This window comes from Clostridium lapidicellarium, from assembly GCF_041224415.1.
Classification (GTDB): domain Bacteria; phylum Bacillota; class Clostridia; order Clostridiales; family Clostridiaceae; genus Clostridium_B; species Clostridium_B lapidicellarium.
Map to the genome: position 1 here is coordinate 24,273 of NZ_JBGFFE010000021.1, position 15,831 is coordinate 40,103.

Consider the following 15,831-nt stretch of genomic DNA (forward strand, 5'->3'; position numbering starts at 1 on the left):
TTAGATCGTCCTTTCTCTTTTGATATTTTTAAGTATTTCACCTATTTGTTCATGGGTGAACAAATAGATTTTATTACAGAAATTGCATCTGATTTCCTCAGTTTTACCTTCTTTATAAATTTCTTCTAGATCTTTGCAACCTATGCTCAGGAGGGCTTTTTCAACTCTTTCTCTTGAACAGTCACATCTGTAAGAAGGATATAATTCATCCAATATTTTTAAATCCATGTCATCAAATATGCTGTCCAGTACTTCATATATACTTTTTTCTGTATCTATCAGCGTAGATATGGGTGTCATTTTTTTCAATCTGTCCGTGAGTAAGTCTGCTAAACTTTTATCTGCTTCTGGCATCATTTGAACTATAAGTCCGCCTGCAGATTTTATACTGGAATCCGTATCTACCAGAACTCCAAGTGCAACAGCAGAAGGGGTTTGCTCGGAAACTGTGAAATAATAAGCCAGATCATCGCCTATCTCTCCGGTTTGTATTGGGACCTGACTGGAGTAGGGTTCCTTTAGCCTCAGATCCCTTGTGACAGTTAAATTTCCATTTGTGCCCACAATACCTCCCACATCCAATTTTCCACTGCTGTTGGGTGCCAAATTGGCTTTTGGATTTCCAATATATCCTTTCACATGGCTGTCCGGATAGGAAATTACCAGTATTCCCCTTGCATTTCCACCTCCGGATATTCTTAAAGTTAGACTTTCACTTTTGGATTTTAACATTGATCCCATAAGACTTCCAGCAGTGAGCATTCTTCCAAAAGCTGCAGCTGCAGTTGGATGACAGCCGTGGATTTTAACAGCTCTGTTCACCAATTTTGTGGTGGAACAAGCTATTATTCTGATGTTGTTGTTTTTTGCTGTAGCTCTTACCAATTTATCTTCCATAATTTAATTCATCTCCCCTGTGTTAACTTATTGGCAGACTGTCCTGTTTTCCTACTATATACGTTATTCTTTCAGAAATATCAGTTATATTTTTATCCTGATAATTATCCAGCTTTTTTAGAATTTTCAGCCCGCAGCTTTTTAAGATGTGTTCTATGGTACTGCACTTGTAGGCTCTTTCCCTGTGGTACTCGTCAAAGCGTCTATATATGTCTCTGTCCTTATATTTTATGAAAAATGTAAGAGACATGTCCACAATTTCATTTTCCAAATAATTTTCCCATATATAAGTTATACCTTCCTTGTCATATGTATAAGTGTTATTACCCAGTATGCTGATGAGTTTATAATAGGAATTTATGTCAAATATAAATATCCCGTTGGAATTTAGATGGTTAGATATTCCTTTAAAATAATTCTGGAGATCTTCTTCTTTTAATAGATAATTTGTAGAGTCAAGACAGCAGGTTATTAAATCAAACCGTCGATTTAAATTTAAATTACACATATTTTCACATATCAAATTGATCTTTAATTTTTTGTCCCTTAATTTTTTATCTGCTTCGGAAAGCATGTCACTGGACAAATCAACAGCCCAGCTGTTTTGAAAATGGGGTGCTATCTTTTCTGTCATATTTCCTGTTCCACAGGCTAAATCCAAGTAATCTTGAAATTTTATGTGGAAGGTACTGCTTAAATCTAATATTTTTTGAGACCAAATTTTATAACTTATATCTTCATTTATCAATTTATCATATATATATGCAAATTTTTCATAACAATTCATTTGAATTCTGTTATAATAAAATCAATTATAACAGTTATTTTCTCCTCTTTTCAGTTTTTTTTATATTTATAATGACAAAAACAAAAAAATTTATACGTCCCAGTTTATAGAATGTATTTTCTGGCTTAATTACCTTTGGTTGTTTCACTGTCTAGAAGAATTTCATTTTTTGGTATATTGAGTTCTTTTTTTCTTTTAGTCATCATACCTCCAATTCTTCCGGTCTCTTCTGCTGTCAGGCTGCTCCATCCATAGCGATCCACTTTCTCTTTTAATCCCAGTTCTTCCGCTATTTCATATTTCAGTTTTTCCCTCAGCTTTTCTATTTCCGTAAGTTCCCTGTTTGCCTTCAATTTTGCTTTTATTATTTTTTTTAACGGTGTTTTTGCCATTAGTACCACCCTCCCACTTTTACTATAAATTATTTTTACCTCAAAAGCGAGATTTATACATAAATGATTTATATAACAATTATAATATATATTTAAAATATTATATATACTTATGAGCATATTTTTATAATGCAAATCAAAAAACTGGTGGAGGAAATATTGACCGTCCATTAGTTTATTGCTACAATTATGAATCAAGTGATTCTTAGGTTCAGGTACTGAACCTTAGAAGAACTTATCCAGGCGGGCAGCAAAGTGCTTATCTCCCACTTTGAGAAGCTGGGAGTATTAGCAGTGGCAGCGTTAGGATAAATTTAGTCATCATGATGGGTGAGAATCTAAAAGAGGAAATGCGAGGTGAAAAGGACCTGATTACCAGATGGCAAACGGGAAGATATTATTGGGGGAGTATTTAACCTAAATTAATTGAATCCTGTAAAGCCGCCGTTTTGTTAGTCGATGAAATGAAAATATTAGGCACGTGAGATTTTTCTAATATTTAGGAATCAGGTTTGTAAAAATTAGGATCATGAATGTATATGATTATGTTGTGAAAAAGGCAAGGAAGGCGAATGCAGCAGCAAGAGTAATGTCAGGTAAAGATACTGCAGAAAAGAATAAGGCATTACTTTCTATGGCAAGGGAGATTAGAAAAAACAAGTATGATATTTTGAAGGCCAATGAGCTGGACCTGGAGAATGCAAAAAAATTGGGGAAAAGCAGTGCCTTCATCGATAGGTTGTCTCTAAATGAAAAAAGAATAGATTCTATGGCAGAGGGTCTTGAAAAAGTGGCTTCCCTTCCAGATCCCATAGGTGAAGGCGTAAAAATGTGGAAAAGACCTAATGATCTGCGTATTGAAAAAGTGAGAGTACCTCTGGGGACGATAGGAATAATATATGAGGCCAGGCCCAATGTGACGGTTGATGCTTCGGCGTTATGCCTTAAAAGTGGCAATTCGGTCGTCCTGAGGGGAGGGAAAGAGGCTATTTGTTCTAATTTGGCCATATATAATATCATATATAAGGCAGCTGTTAATTCTGGCCTTCCGGAGGGAGCTGTGGAATTTATTGATATTACTGAAAGAGAAGCAGTGGAAGTTTTAATGAAACTCAATGGATATATAGATGTTCTAATACCGCGGGGAGGTAGGGGGCTTATAAGTTCTGTTGTAAAAAATTCTACCGTACCTGTAATTGAGACAGGATCTGGAAACTGTCACATATATGTGGATGCCGATGCGGATTTAGATATGGCGGAAAAAATAGTTGTAAATGCCAAGACTCAAAGGCCTGCTGTTTGTAATGCAATGGAGACATTGCTTGTTCATAAGGATGCAGCTGGAGAATTTCTGCCCCGGTTAGGCAGCACCCTGCACAAATTAAATGTTGAAATAAGGGGGTGCAGCAGGACGCAAAAACTGATCCCGGATGTGAAATTGGCCACTGAAAGAGATTACAGCAAGGAATTTCTGGATTTGATCTTGGCTGTAAAGGTAGTTGATTCTATGGATGAAGCCATAGATCACATTTATAAATATGGAACAGGGCATTCTGAAGCTATAATAACCAATAACTATGCTTCTTCTCAGAAATTTCTGAGGGAAATTGATGCGGCCGTTGTATATGTAAATGCCTCTACGAGATTTACAGACGGAGGGGAATTTGGATTCGGTTCGGAGATAGGAATAAGCACCCAAAAGCTTCACGCCAGGGGACCTATGGGCCTAAATGAATTGACAACTACCAAATATATGGTATATGGAAATGGCCAGATACGGGAATAGATATTTTATCTTCATATGATATTGACTTATTTTTTTTATAGCAGTATATTAAAAGTTAAGTATATTAAGTTGTTTTTGGTTCAAAAATTTGAACTTTATTTGGGGCATATAAAAGCAAGTAATTATTATGCTTGCTTTTAAAATAATTTTTAAGTTTTAAATTTTGAAGGGGGCTTTTTAATGTCAAAATCGTACGTGTTTTGTGATGGAAAAATTGTGGATGAAAATGAGGTAACGATAAGTATAAGATCGAAGGCATTTAACTACGGGCTAGGATGTTTTGAAGGTATAAGGGCTTATTGGAATGAAGACGAAAAACAACTTTATGGATTCAGGTTAAAGGACCATTATACTAGATTACTTCAATCCGCAAAGACTTTAAATTTAAATATTCCTTATAGTGTAGATGAATTGAGTAAATTTACAGTTGAACTGCTGAAGAAAAATCAGTTCAAGCAGACTACTTACATAAGGCCTGTTGTATTTGATGGAGGGACGGATATAAATCCTACTCTTTCCAATGCAGAACCCAAGCTTATCATATATTGTCAACCAATGGGCAAGTTTGCTGGCAAGAATGAATTAAGTGTCTGCATATCATCATGGAGGAGACTGGAAGATACTATGCTTCCTCCCCGAACTAAGCCGACTGCAGCCTATCTAAATTCTGCACTGGCATCTTTAGAAGCAAAGCAAGCAGGGTATGATGAGGCTATGTTCCTGACTGCAGATGGACATGTTTGTGAGGGACCAGGTGAAAATATTTTTATCTTTAAAAAAGGACAGCTTATTACACCTCCGCCATCTGACAATATACTGGAAGGTATAACCAGAGATCTTGTTATGAGACTTGGCAGGGAGGAACTTGGAATTGAAGTTGTAGAGAGAAGTATTGCGAGAACCGAGCTCTATGCATCGGATGAAATATTTTTCAGCGGAACTGCTATGGAAGTTACTCCGATAGTAAAAGTGGACAACAGGATTATAGGAACGGGAAAACAGGGAGAACTGTGTAAGAAAATTAAAGAACTCTTTTTTGGACTTACTACCGGTAAAAATCCTAAATATTCAGAGTATTGTACACCGGTTTATCGATAGTTCTGCCGTAAACTGAAAATAGGAAGATTAATGGCAATTTATTGTGGGGTTCATGATAAATTGCCATTAATTTTATTCTAATATTTTAAGTGCTAAATTGATTTATGTTATAATACGAATTGAATGTTTGTAGGGAAGTGGAAAAAATGGAGACTACTCATAAAATTTCATCACTTGAGTATAAGGTGATTAAGAAAGATAAGAAAGGTATAAGCATAAGTATAGATGAGAAGGGCGAGATAATTGTAAGGGCTCCTATGAATATGGATTATGGTTCCATAGAGAGGATAATTGAAAATAAAATTGACTGGATATATAAAAGTAAAAATATAATAGAGGATAAAATTGAATATTTGAAATCCATGGGTATTTTACAAGGACAGAATATGTTGTGGTTGGGAAAACTTCTTAAAGTGGAAAAACTTCCTTCGAATATAAAAGGGTGTCATGTGGAGATCCTAGATGATAGGATTGCAGTTTATGGGAATGAAGAATTATTAAGGGATCATGAAGCTGTAAGCAGGAGCATTCGAAAATTTTATAGAGAAAAATCAAAGATAATTTTTAATAAAAGAGTGGGGCTTTATAGTAAAAAAATAAATTTGTATCCCAACAAGATAAATATAAGGTGTCAAAAAACAAGGTGGGGAAGCTGTTCTTCAAACAGGAACCTAAGTTTTAATTATAAACTTTTAATGGCACCTATTGATGTGATAGATTATATAGTTGTGCATGAACTCTGTCATCTGGCATATATGAATCATTCTAAAGAATACTGGAGTCTTGTTGGATCTATAATTCCCCAATATTTGGAGAGAAGAAATTGGCTTAAAAATAGTGGATACTTACTTAGGTTTCCATAGGATTCCAGGTATATAATGTAGACAATAGAAAAGATATAAAGTAAAATAATAAGTAAAGTAATTTTGAGAGGATAACTAATATGGAGTTTTATTCGCTGTTTCTGGTTGCATTGGCACTTTCTCTGGATGCTTTTGGAGTTTCTCTTTGTATAGGATTGAATAAATCAATAGGTAGGAAAAATAAAATTCAATTTATGAGTTCATTTGGATTTTTTCAATTTTTTTTTGCAATATCCGGTGCATATATAGGGTTCCTATTTAATAAATATGTTGCTTTTGTACCAAAAGTTGTAGGAGGAGCATTGGTGCTGGCAATCGGGGTATTAATGCTTAGAGATGGTTTGAAGAATAAAAACGAATGCCTGTTTGTCAAACCGGGAATGGTTACGATAGTTGGAATTTCAGTGAGCATTGATGCTTTTATAATTGGATTTACTGTTTTAAATGACATGGAAAGCAGTGTGAATTTGTTGTACAGTACTTTATTCATAGGTGCAGTTACATTTTTGATGTCTTTATTTGCCTTCTTGATTTCAAAATATCTTCGTAAAATACATATTGTGAGCAAGTATGCGGATTATATAGGTGGTATAATACTTATTGTATTCGGCATTGAAATGATATTTTTTTAAGAAAAATTTGGGGTGAATTCATGGATATAGAAAAATGCTTAAGAAAATATAATATAAAAGTGACAAGGGCAAGATTGAATATCTTGGATATATTATCCAAAAGTGAAGATGCAATAAATGCGGAGGGTATATTTGAAATATGCAGACAAAAAAATGTAAATGTGGATTTATCTACGGTCTACAGGTCCCTAGAGCTATTTCAAATCAAAAAAATTGTGAGAAAGATTGACCTGGGACAGGGAGAGTATAGATATTCAATAATAAGAAAAAAACACAAGCACATACTGCAGTGTAAAATATGCCATAAACAGATAGAAATAGATTGTCCTATGCAGCAGGTGGAAGAGATAATAAAAAGTAAAACAGGTTTTGTATTTGAAGAAGAAAATCTTGATTTTAAAATAAATGGTATATGTAAAGATTGCAGGAAAAAATTAAAGAAAAAGATGGATTAAAAGCTTTTTTGCTGAAGGGTTACTTGAGCGGGGTACACTTTTTTTATTTTCCACGTGCCGCTGTTGTTTTTCTCCAGAAACACGGTGTATCCTATTTTTCTGTGGGGGGATTCGCTTGATATTCCCTCAACTTTAATGAATGCAGCTGTACCGTTGGAAAATGATATAGTTGGATTTTCCATTCCGTATATCTTATATTTATTGAAGATTCCCGTAGTAAAATAATGTGTAACTGCGTAATTGATATCTCTGCATCTAATTGACATGTATACATTTTCTGTTATTGTAAGGATTATAAAGATTATTATAATTACAGATAGAAATTTTTTCATATTTGCCTCCATATAATGGAAAATTACTTTCAATATTATAATATCCGAAATTTATTCATAAGTAAATACCAGTTTTATATTTATTATGATAAAATTTCTTTAATGGACCTAAGAATCACTTGATTGGGGTGAAATAATGATGAGATTAGAATTTATAAATAAAGTCAGAGAAAAAGATATACTAGGGAAAAGCATATTGACCAATGATGGACAAGTTTTGTTGAGGGCAGGAGTCGAGTTGAATGGCAATTATATAAAAAAGTTAAAAGAACTGGGTGTATTATACATATATGTAGAAGACGAGAGATTGGAAGATGTGGAGGTTGAAGATGAAAAATTGGCTCAATTGAAACAATTTACTATAAAGAGTATGTCAAATATACTTGCGAATATACATGACTTCAATGGGAAAAAATTAAAAGATTCCCTGTCAGATGTAGAAGATATGATAAATTACATAATTGAGCTTGGAGATGTCAATAAAAGCCTTTATGATATACAAACCTATGACAATTATACTTTTATTCATTCTATAGATGTATGTATTATGGCTTCTTTTTTAGGTATTTCTGCAGGATATAATAAATGGGATTTGAAAGAAATCGGAGTGGGAGCGGCACTGCATGATGTAGGAAAGACCAAGGTTCCGGTTTCTATATTGAACAAAAAAGATAAATTGACAGGGGATGAATTTCGTGAGATTAAAAAACATCCTATCTATGGCTCAGAACTTCTTAAAAAAAATTTTGCCATCTCGGATAATGTAATAAAAGTAGTGGAACAACATCATGAAAGAGTGGATGGAAAAGGATATCCCTATGGACTTAACAGCAATCAGATAACAAAATTTGCAAAATTGGTCTGTATATGTGATGTATATGATGCTGTAAGCAATGATAGATGTTATAGAAAAAAATTCAGGCCAAATGATGCATATGAGCTCATACTTTCAGGGAGTGGAAGCAGTTTTGATCGGAAGTTGGTATGCTATTTTAAAAATACTTTTGCCATATATCCTCTGGGATGCTGCATTAAACTGTCGAATAAAATTGAAGGTTATGTTGTAAGGCAAAATAGGGGGTTTCCGGACAGACCGGTGATAAGGGTGCTGTATGATATAAAAACCAGGGAACCTATACCTTTTTTTGAAATAAATTTGCTTAAAAGGACGGATTTGGTTATAGAGTCAATAGTTGAATGAGTGAGTTGTATATAATAATTTATAAAGTGTATAATAAATTCTGAGAGTATCTAAATTATTTACTGTTGATTTTTAGGAGATAAACATGAATTCATATATAAAAAACTTGATCAATAAACTCTATAAATTGTATAATTTCAATATCTTGGAAATAAATCAACAAGCTGGAGTCTGCAGCAGCTGGGCAGTGTATGGCAGAGATGACGGTTCTTTGAATATAATGTTCTTTTCCGATGTAAAAGATTATAGAAATATAATAGTGGATAATATATTTTGTGATTTTAAAAAATTATTTCCCGACGAGAATATAAGATTAGTCCAAGTAGTTCTGGATAAAAACGCCGGCATGCTGGAAAATAAAAATAATCCACAGCCAGATTATAAAATTTATCCACAATGTGAATTGATCTTGATAAATCCTGTTTTAAACAGGGTATTGGGCTGTACAAATGCTGTGAAGAATCTGGCCGTTCAAGTGAACAGGGCAATGCAGTACATTGAGACTGCCAGTTCCCATAGTCATAATATAAATAAAAATATAAATAACTTTATTGTTACTTACGTTATTATAGCTTTAAATATAATTGTCTACATTATAACGGCATACTTTTCTCAAAATATATTTGACAGCAATTTAAATGTACTTGTATTTATGGGAGCTAAAGTCAATTCCCTTATAAGCAGCGGCCAATATTATAGATTGTTTACATGTATGTTCCTGCATGCGGGAATAGTACATCTGGGTGTAAACATGTATTCACTTTACATAATGGGTATTTTTATCGAGAAGGTATATGGCAAGGTAAAATATATAATTATATATTTTATATCCGGTATTGCCTCCTCTATTGTCAGCTATATGTTCTCACCTTCTATTTCGGTAGGAGCATCCGGTGCAATATTTGGGCTTCTAGGTGCTTCGCTTGTATTTGCCCTTAAGATGAAAAGACAGGTGGGAAGAGGTTTTATGATGAATATAATGTCTGTGATTGTACTAAACCTGATAATAGGATTTTCCATTGCGAATGTGGATAATTTTGGACATTTGGGAGGACTTATAGGAGGTATTTTGACAACCTGGTTTATGGATAAAATGGTCAAATAATTATTTGGGTTGAGGTGGATTTCTCCACCTCATGAATTACTCTATTTATATACTGTTAAATTCAAATCATCCAGGTCCTGTGAAAACAATGTTTCTTTTTCCAAAAGCAAATCTGTTATTTTTTTAAGACAGTGTCTGTTTTCAATTATTATATTCTTTACTTCTCCATATATTGAATCAATTAAATTTTTACATTCCTGAATTATTTTATCCTGATTTATATTCAGGTCATACAACTCCTGCATGTTTAATAGGCCCAGCGTTTTTCCCATGCCGTATTGGGTTATCATGTTGAAGGCTATATCCGTGCTGCGCTGAAGGTCATTGCGTGCTCCTGTAGTTACGTAGTCATGTCCGAATACCACTTCTTCAGCAGCTCGTCCTCCTAAGAGTACCATTATACGTCTTTCCAGATAATCTTTATTCTCATAGAGTTTGTCTTCTGGGATGCTTAGTGTGTATCCACCTGCACCTTTAGTGCTGGGAATAATTGTTATCTTTGATATTTTCTCATTGGGCAGTATTTTCATGGACACCAATGCATGTCCTACTTCATGGTATGCAGTTATTCTTTTATCTATATCTTTTATATAATCCCTGTTCTTCTTTTCGTATCCTGCCAGTACTATGGAAAAAGCTTTGTCCATGTGTGAATTTTCGATTTTTCTGCTGTTTTCCTTACAGGCAATTATAGCTGCCTCATTTATCAGGTTTTCAATTTTTGCTCCTGAAAAATAAGCAGTTTTTTGAGCCCATTCATGGATATCTATATTGCCAGCTGGTTTATTTTTTAAATGAAGTTCTATAATTTTCTCCCTTGAAGAAATATCCGGAAGAGTTATTTCTATGTGTCTGTCAAACCTTCCTGGTCTTAGAAGGGCAGGATCAAGCATGTCTAGTCTATTGGTTGCAGCTATAACCACAATTCCCTCTTTTTCATTAAATCCGGACATTTCTGTAAGAAGGGCATTTAAAGTCTGGTCCCTCTCCTCGGAACCGCCGGAGCTATTTGAAGCACTTCGCTTTTTACCAATGGCATCTATTTCATCTATGAATATTACAGCTTTCCCACAGGTGTTATTTCGGGCTTTTTTAAACAATTGTCTTATGCGGCTGGCTCCGACACCTACATATACCTGTATGAAATCAGAACCTGAAACTGCATAAAAAGGTACATTGGCTTCACCTGCCACAGCTTTTGCAAGAAGGGTTTTACCTGTTCCCGGCTGACCGTAAAGCATAATGCCTTTTGGCATTCGTGCGCCGTAGGAAGCATATTTTTCCGGGTTTTTCAAAAAATCAACTACATCCTTGACACTTTCCTTTGCCTCCTCGTTGCCGGCTATATTTTTAAAGCTGTAATTGGAACCCTCAACAGCGGATGTATCAAGAGAATCCAGGGACAACATCCTTTTGGAAACTTTTCTGGAAGATTTGAGAGACATAATTATAATGTATACTGCAGAAATAGTCATTAAAGCAATGGGATATGCCTCCCTGCTGCTTACGGGATAATTTTCGTCCACATTTATTCCATTTTGCAGAAAAGTTTTTTTGATGTCAGGCGTCCTGGGATTATCTGTTTCATAAGTCATGCCATTTTTTAATTGCACTCTTATTTTAGGAGAATCTGTCAGATAAATTGTAGAAATATTTTTGGATGATAGATCTTTTTCAAATAGGATGTAGGATCTATAACCTATTGAGCTATTGTGATAATTCATAAATATCAGTGAACTCAAGGAAATTACAAATATTAAAATTGGTATTATGATCGACTTGTTTTTTATTTTTTTCATTAAATTTTCACCTTCCTGAGATAATAAGTATTCTAGTGATAAAAATTATCTGTGATGAGATTATTTTACATATAATTAGACATAAATTTAACATAAATTTAATCTATTAAAAAGCGTTTAAATAAGCGCTAATTATAATATTATAATGATAGTATAATATTTTTGACTGTTAGTCTAATGAAAATCATAAATATTTCTAATGTAATTTATGGAAAGAGTCCGAATTACTGAGATAACAGGGGTAAACCCCTCCCTGAATTAAATAATTTTTAATGTAAAGATAAATTTTAAGAAAAAAATGGATAAATGATTGAGAGCATTTCTTGACATGATTGTTAAAAATGATACAATGTAAATTGTAGAATGTCAAATGAAAAGATATCTCATTTAAGGAATATTTTTATTAGCAGCTAGAGTAACATATAGTTTATTTATTAATGTAATTTAGGGGGAATTGAAGATGAAGAGATTTACAATACCAAGAGATATTTACTTTGGCAAAAATTCTTTGGAGCATTTGAAGAATTTGGAAGGCAGCAAAGCTGTAATTGTCATAGGTGGAGGCTCTATGAAGAGATTTGGGTTTCTGGATAAGATTGAATCCTATTTGAAAGATGCTGACATCGAGTTTAAACTTATTGAAGGAGTGAAGCCTGATCCATCTGTCGAATCCGTTATGAAAGGTGCCCAAATTATGAGAGAATATGGACCTGATTGGATAATAGCAGTAGGCGGAGGCTCGGCTATTGATGCGGCAAAAGCCATGTGGGTATTTTATGAATATCCCGATTTTACTTTTGAAAAAGCAGTTGTTCCATTTGGAATACCTAAATTGAGACAAAAAGCAAAGTTCATAGCTATACCTTCTACCAGCGGTACAGCTACTGAAGTAACTTCCTTTGCTGTAATAACTGACTATAAGACTCAGATAAAATATCCTATGGCGGATTTTAATCTAACTCCTGATATAGCAATAATAGATCCAACACTGGCAGAAACCATGCCTAAAAAGCTTGTAGCATATACAGGTATGGATGCCTTAACTCATGCTATAGAGGCCTATGTGGCAAATCTTCACTCGGATTTCTCGGATCCACTGGCGTTACATTCCATAGACATGACTCATAAATATTTGTTGAAATCCTACAAGGGAAATATGGAAGCTAGAGATCATATGCATATAGCCCAGTGTCTTGCAGGAATGGCATTTTCAAATGCACTTTTGGGAATAACCCATAGTATGGCCCATAAAACTGGTGCTGTATTTCACATACCCCATGGCTGTGCGAATGCCATATTCCTACCTTACGTAATAGACTTTAATAAAGGTGCTTGTCCTGAAAGATATGCAGAAATAGCAAGATTTATCAAACTTCCCGGAAATACTGAAGATGAGCTTATAGATTCACTGACCGATATGATTAGATCCATGGATAGGAGTATGAATATTCCTCTTACATTGAAGGATTATGGAGTAAGTGAAAGTGACTTTAAAAATAATTTGAATAGGATATCTCATAATGCCATGGAAGATGCTTGTACTGGAGCTAATCCCGCTAAGATAACTGAAGAAGAAATGAAAAAATTGTTCCAGTATATATATGAAGGTAAAAAAGTTGATTTCTAAATTAAATATCATTGCCGTAGGCTGCTGCAAATTTCACTTATTTTTGCAGCAGCTTGTTTTTTGTTTTAAGTATAGACTAACTGTGTGTAAATTGATATGATGTATATAAATTAGTTAAACTAGGAGTGTACAAATGATTGAAGTTGTAGGATATTTTTTGGCAGTGATAGTAATAATTTGCATGCTTTTCATTGTATCGACTTTAAGGGACAATGCCAAAATTAAAAGGAGAATAGAAAGACAATGGGGCAAAAAATCAGATAAAAAGTATAGTAAAGGAGAAATCAATGATATATCAAAATATTTTAGAAATATAAGTGAACATGAAAAGAAAAAGTTTTTTATCGACGATACCACATGGAGTGATCTTGATATGGATGAAATATTTAAGAATTTGGATACTACTTACAGTACTCCGGGGGCGGAATACCTTTATGCCATGTTGAGAGAACCCATATATAATGACGGAGAACTTAAATATAGAAATGAAATTATAGAGTATTTTATGAGAAATCCTGAGAAGAGGAAAGTTGTACAGTATATACTTGGCAAACTTGGAATAAGAAGAGGAGTTTCGGTAACCGATTATTTTTATAATGTAAATCACTGTGAACACAAATATTCATTATTGAATGTTTATAGGATTTTAAGAATTTTGCCTGTGATTTCAATTGCATCTATGGTTGTAGATTTATATGCAGGGGTATTTTTATTAATTACAAGCTGCTTTATAAACATTGCTGTTCATTATTTTTTTAAAAATAAACTGGATTATAGGCTCAGAGATTTTGCATATATAATCAATATAGTGAGATGTGCTAATTCAATATTGAAAATTCAACTGGAAGATCTGGGACAATGCATTTGCAGATTGAAAAATGCTGCTGCTTCTGTTAGAAAAGTCAAAAAATTTTATTTTAACTTGTTCAATAACGGTACGGATATGTCAATGTTAATAGAGTATAAGAATATATTGTTTCTAACTGATTTAATAAACTATGAAAAGATGGGTTCCATGCTTGAACATAAGGATGAAGAATTTAAATCCATATATTCGATAGTTGGAAAGATAGACAGCTGCATAGCTATTGCCTCATATAGGGTTATGATAAAAAACTATACTGTTCCAAAACTACATATGTACAGCGACAAGAAAAATCGTAACATTATAATTAGGGATTTGGTTCATCCACTTATAGAAGGTGCAGTACCAAACTCTTTGGAGATCATGGGATCAATTTTGATTACAGGCTCCAATGCTTCGGGGAAATCCACTTTTTTAAAAGCGCTGGCCTTGAATATTATATTTGCACAAACTATATATACATGTACTGCCAGCTATTTTGAAGGTTATTATGTAAAAATATATACCTCCATGGCTCTAAGAGATAATGTATTGGCTGGGGAAAGTTATTATATAGCGGAAATTAGATCCCTTAAACGGATCATGGACAATGCTGGCGGAAATATGCCCGCTGTGTGTTTTATCGATGAAATACTCAGAGGAACTAATACAGTAGAAAGGATAGCAGCTTCTTCACAGATACTTAAATATCTTACACTTGACAACTGTATATGTATAGCTGCCACTCATGATATAGAACTTACATACATACTTGAAAATTATTTTAAGAATTATCATTTTCAGGAAAACATCGCAGATGATGAAATATCTTTCAATTACAAAATTTACCGAGGGAGATCTACAACTCAGAATGCAATAAAGCTTTTAAGGATTCTGGGATATGGAGATAATATTGTAAATGAAGCTGAAGGAAAAGCGGCATTGTTTCTTAAAAATGGACTGTGGGGAATTGAAAAATAGCTGATTTATAATATATAATACATAATATAACAGGAGGGAAGGAGAATATATATGAAAGTGTCTGCAGCAAAGGTTATCCTGACTGAAGAGGATATACTCAGTATAGCCCAGGATTACCTTAAAATAGATGGATTACAGATAGAAAACATAGATATACGGGAAATTATTACCATAGACGGTATTTATAAGAAAAAAATAAGTACTGGTTTTGAGGTTAAATTGGGATTGGGAAATATCAAAAACAACATTATAAATTTAAAGATATTTGATTTAAAAATTTATAAATTGAAGATACTGAACGGCATTAAGAACATAGCGGTAAAAAAGATACTGGAAAATTTCAAATCTTATGGAATAAATGTGGATGGTGATAATATAAACATTGATTTGAATTTAGCTGTGAAACTTATTCCTTATTTTAATCTCAAATTAACTAGAATTGAAACACTACCCAGTGCACTCGAAATAGAGGCTGAAAATATAAAATACGAGAAGGAAAAGAAATTCCCCCATATAGATAAAAAGAAAAATTCGTTGATTTTAGGGAAATATCATAAATTCAGAGAAAAAATTTTACATAAAGTACCATCTAAATATGAGAAAATTGTAGAATATGGAATGCTTGTTCCAGATATAGTAGTGTTTTTAGGAAGATTGCTTAAAGATAAAAGGGTTAATTTAAAAATTAAGATTATGCTGGCGGGACTGATAGCTTATTTGGCCAGTCCTATAGACGTGCTGCCTGATTTTATACCATTTATAGGCAAAATAGATGATATTTCCATAGTGTTTTTTGCACTCAATGTTATATTGGATGAAATACCCAAGGAAATCATAATTGACGATTGGCAGGGAAAAGAGAATATAGTCGTAATTACAAAAGAAGCAGTAGATTATATTACGGCAATATTGGGAGGCAAAAATATATCTAAAATTTTGGATCAAATTAGGAACATATTTAAATTTCACCAAAGCAATTGTGAAAATTAGCCTGTTTAAAAAGATTAAATTTGCATATCCTATATATATAAT

Annotated in this window: 15 protein-coding genes; 10 read left to right on the forward strand and 5 right to left on the reverse strand. The window is 33.5% G+C overall.

The features are described 5' to 3' along the window. From hslO to AB8S09_RS12335, 3 genes are all read right to left on the reverse strand, one after another. Positions 1–897 carry an Hsp33 family molecular chaperone HslO gene (hslO, locus tag AB8S09_RS12325; RefSeq protein WP_294184268.1) on the reverse strand — a complete coding sequence of 299 codons (897 nt, stop codon included), beginning with the start codon at positions 895–897 and terminating at the stop codon, positions 1–3. A 22-nt stretch (positions 898–919) separates the two neighbouring features. After that, the gene (locus AB8S09_RS12330) at positions 920–1,684 is read right to left on the reverse strand and encodes a class I SAM-dependent DNA methyltransferase (RefSeq protein ID WP_294184269.1); all 765 of its coding nucleotides are present in this window, start codon (positions 1,682–1,684) and stop codon (positions 920–922) included. 125 nt (positions 1,685–1,809) lie between these two features. Continuing rightward, positions 1,810–2,076 (reverse strand): alpha/beta-type small acid-soluble spore protein, encoded by a 267-nt coding sequence (locus tag AB8S09_RS12335; RefSeq protein ID WP_369869248.1) that lies wholly within the window; start codon positions 2,074–2,076, stop codon positions 1,810–1,812. A gap of 529 nt (positions 2,077–2,605) precedes the next feature. Between AB8S09_RS12335 and AB8S09_RS12340 the strand changes: the two genes are divergently transcribed. From AB8S09_RS12340 to AB8S09_RS12360, 5 genes are all read left to right on the forward strand, one after another. Then, a complete protein-coding gene (locus AB8S09_RS12340; protein ID WP_294184271.1) occupies positions 2,606–3,862 on the forward strand; it encodes a glutamate-5-semialdehyde dehydrogenase in 1,257 nt (418 codons plus the stop codon). Between the two features lie 180 nt (positions 3,863–4,042). Continuing rightward, positions 4,043–4,960, forward strand: a complete 918-nt coding sequence (locus AB8S09_RS12345; RefSeq protein ID WP_294184273.1) for a branched-chain amino acid transaminase — start codon at positions 4,043–4,045, stop codon at positions 4,958–4,960. 146 nt (positions 4,961–5,106) lie between these two features. Further along, positions 5,107–5,823 (forward strand): M48 family metallopeptidase, encoded by a 717-nt coding sequence (locus tag AB8S09_RS12350; protein ID WP_294184275.1) that lies wholly within the window; start codon positions 5,107–5,109, stop codon positions 5,821–5,823. Positions 5,824–5,903: 80 nt separating this feature from the next. Beyond that, positions 5,904–6,455, forward strand: coding sequence for a manganese efflux pump MntP (locus tag AB8S09_RS12355; RefSeq protein WP_369869249.1), 552 nt, complete (start codon positions 5,904–5,906; stop codon positions 6,453–6,455). Between the two features lie 20 nt (positions 6,456–6,475). Further along, positions 6,476–6,910 (forward strand): Fur family transcriptional regulator, encoded by a 435-nt coding sequence (locus AB8S09_RS12360; protein WP_294184279.1) that lies wholly within the window; start codon positions 6,476–6,478, stop codon positions 6,908–6,910. On the opposite strand, the gene AB8S09_RS12365 is transcribed toward AB8S09_RS12360, so the two are convergent. Next, on the reverse strand, positions 6,907–7,242 hold the full coding sequence (locus AB8S09_RS12365; RefSeq protein WP_294184281.1) for a hypothetical protein: 336 nt from the start codon (positions 7,240–7,242) through the stop codon (positions 6,907–6,909). The genes AB8S09_RS12360 and AB8S09_RS12365 overlap by 4 nt on opposite strands. A 139-nt stretch (positions 7,243–7,381) precedes the next feature. On the opposite strand from AB8S09_RS12365, the gene AB8S09_RS12370 reads away from it, so the two are divergent. Both AB8S09_RS12370 and AB8S09_RS12375 read left to right on the forward strand, forming a co-directional pair. Continuing rightward, positions 7,382–8,443, forward strand: a complete 1,062-nt coding sequence (locus AB8S09_RS12370; protein ID WP_294184329.1) for an HD-GYP domain-containing protein — start codon at positions 7,382–7,384, stop codon at positions 8,441–8,443. A gap of 85 nt (positions 8,444–8,528) precedes the next feature. Next, complete coding sequence (locus AB8S09_RS12375) at positions 8,529–9,548, forward strand: rhomboid family intramembrane serine protease (protein WP_369869250.1); 1,020 nt, start codon at positions 8,529–8,531, stop codon at positions 9,546–9,548. Positions 9,549–9,589: 41 nt separating this feature from the next. Here the strand turns inward: AB8S09_RS12375 and AB8S09_RS12380 are convergent, their stop codons facing one another. Next, positions 9,590–11,347: an ATP-dependent metallopeptidase FtsH/Yme1/Tma family protein gene (locus tag AB8S09_RS12380; RefSeq protein WP_369869251.1), complete on the reverse strand. Its 1,758-nt coding sequence runs from the start codon at positions 11,345–11,347 to the stop codon at positions 9,590–9,592. 460 nt (positions 11,348–11,807) lie between these two features. On the opposite strand from AB8S09_RS12380, the gene AB8S09_RS12385 reads away from it, so the two are divergent. The 3 genes from AB8S09_RS12385 (at position 11,808) to AB8S09_RS12395 (ending at position 15,789) form a co-directional block, all read left to right on the forward strand. Further along, entirely contained in the window at positions 11,808–12,974 is a 1,167-nt protein-coding gene (locus AB8S09_RS12385) for an iron-containing alcohol dehydrogenase (RefSeq protein WP_369869252.1), read from the forward strand. Between the two features lie 133 nt (positions 12,975–13,107). After that, positions 13,108–14,799: a MutS-related protein gene (locus AB8S09_RS12390; protein WP_369869253.1), complete on the forward strand. Its 1,692-nt coding sequence runs from the start codon at positions 13,108–13,110 to the stop codon at positions 14,797–14,799. Between the two features lie 51 nt (positions 14,800–14,850). Then, on the forward strand, positions 14,851–15,789 hold the full coding sequence (locus tag AB8S09_RS12395) for a YkvA family protein (protein ID WP_369869254.1): 939 nt from the start codon (positions 14,851–14,853) through the stop codon (positions 15,787–15,789). The last annotated feature ends 42 nt before the right edge of the window (positions 15,790–15,831 follow it).

Excerpts from the sequence above, each read along its gene's own strand:
- AB8S09_RS12380 (WP_369869251.1), bottom strand. The coding sequence starts at position 11,347 with ATGAAAAAAATAAAAAACAAGTCGATCATAATACCAATTTTAATATTT.
- AB8S09_RS12340 (WP_294184271.1), top strand. The coding sequence starts at position 2,606 with ATGAATGTATATGATTATGTTGTGAAAAAGGCAAGGAAGGCGAATGCA.
- hslO (WP_294184268.1), bottom strand. The coding sequence starts at position 897 with ATGGAAGATAAATTGGTAAGAGCTACAGCAAAAAACAACAACATCAGA.
- AB8S09_RS12365 (WP_294184281.1), bottom strand. The coding sequence starts at position 7,242 with ATGAAAAAATTTCTATCTGTAATTATAATAATCTTTATAATCCTTACA.
- AB8S09_RS12350 (WP_294184275.1), top strand. The coding sequence starts at position 5,107 with ATGGAGACTACTCATAAAATTTCATCACTTGAGTATAAGGTGATTAAG.
- AB8S09_RS12335 (WP_369869248.1), bottom strand. The coding sequence starts at position 2,076 with ATGGCAAAAACACCGTTAAAAAAAATAATAAAAGCAAAATTGAAGGCA.
- AB8S09_RS12330 (WP_294184269.1), bottom strand. The coding sequence starts at position 1,684 with ATGAATTGTTATGAAAAATTTGCATATATATATGATAAATTGATAAAT.
- AB8S09_RS12375 (WP_369869250.1), top strand. The coding sequence starts at position 8,529 with ATGAATTCATATATAAAAAACTTGATCAATAAACTCTATAAATTGTAT.
- AB8S09_RS12370 (WP_294184329.1), top strand. The coding sequence starts at position 7,382 with ATGAGATTAGAATTTATAAATAAAGTCAGAGAAAAAGATATACTAGGG.
- AB8S09_RS12385 (WP_369869252.1), top strand. The coding sequence starts at position 11,808 with ATGAAGAGATTTACAATACCAAGAGATATTTACTTTGGCAAAAATTCT.
- AB8S09_RS12360 (WP_294184279.1), top strand. The coding sequence starts at position 6,476 with ATGGATATAGAAAAATGCTTAAGAAAATATAATATAAAAGTGACAAGG.
- AB8S09_RS12355 (WP_369869249.1), top strand. The coding sequence starts at position 5,904 with ATGGAGTTTTATTCGCTGTTTCTGGTTGCATTGGCACTTTCTCTGGAT.
- AB8S09_RS12345 (WP_294184273.1), top strand. The coding sequence starts at position 4,043 with ATGTCAAAATCGTACGTGTTTTGTGATGGAAAAATTGTGGATGAAAAT.
- AB8S09_RS12390 (WP_369869253.1), top strand. The coding sequence starts at position 13,108 with ATGATTGAAGTTGTAGGATATTTTTTGGCAGTGATAGTAATAATTTGC.
- AB8S09_RS12395 (WP_369869254.1), top strand. The coding sequence starts at position 14,851 with ATGAAAGTGTCTGCAGCAAAGGTTATCCTGACTGAAGAGGATATACTC.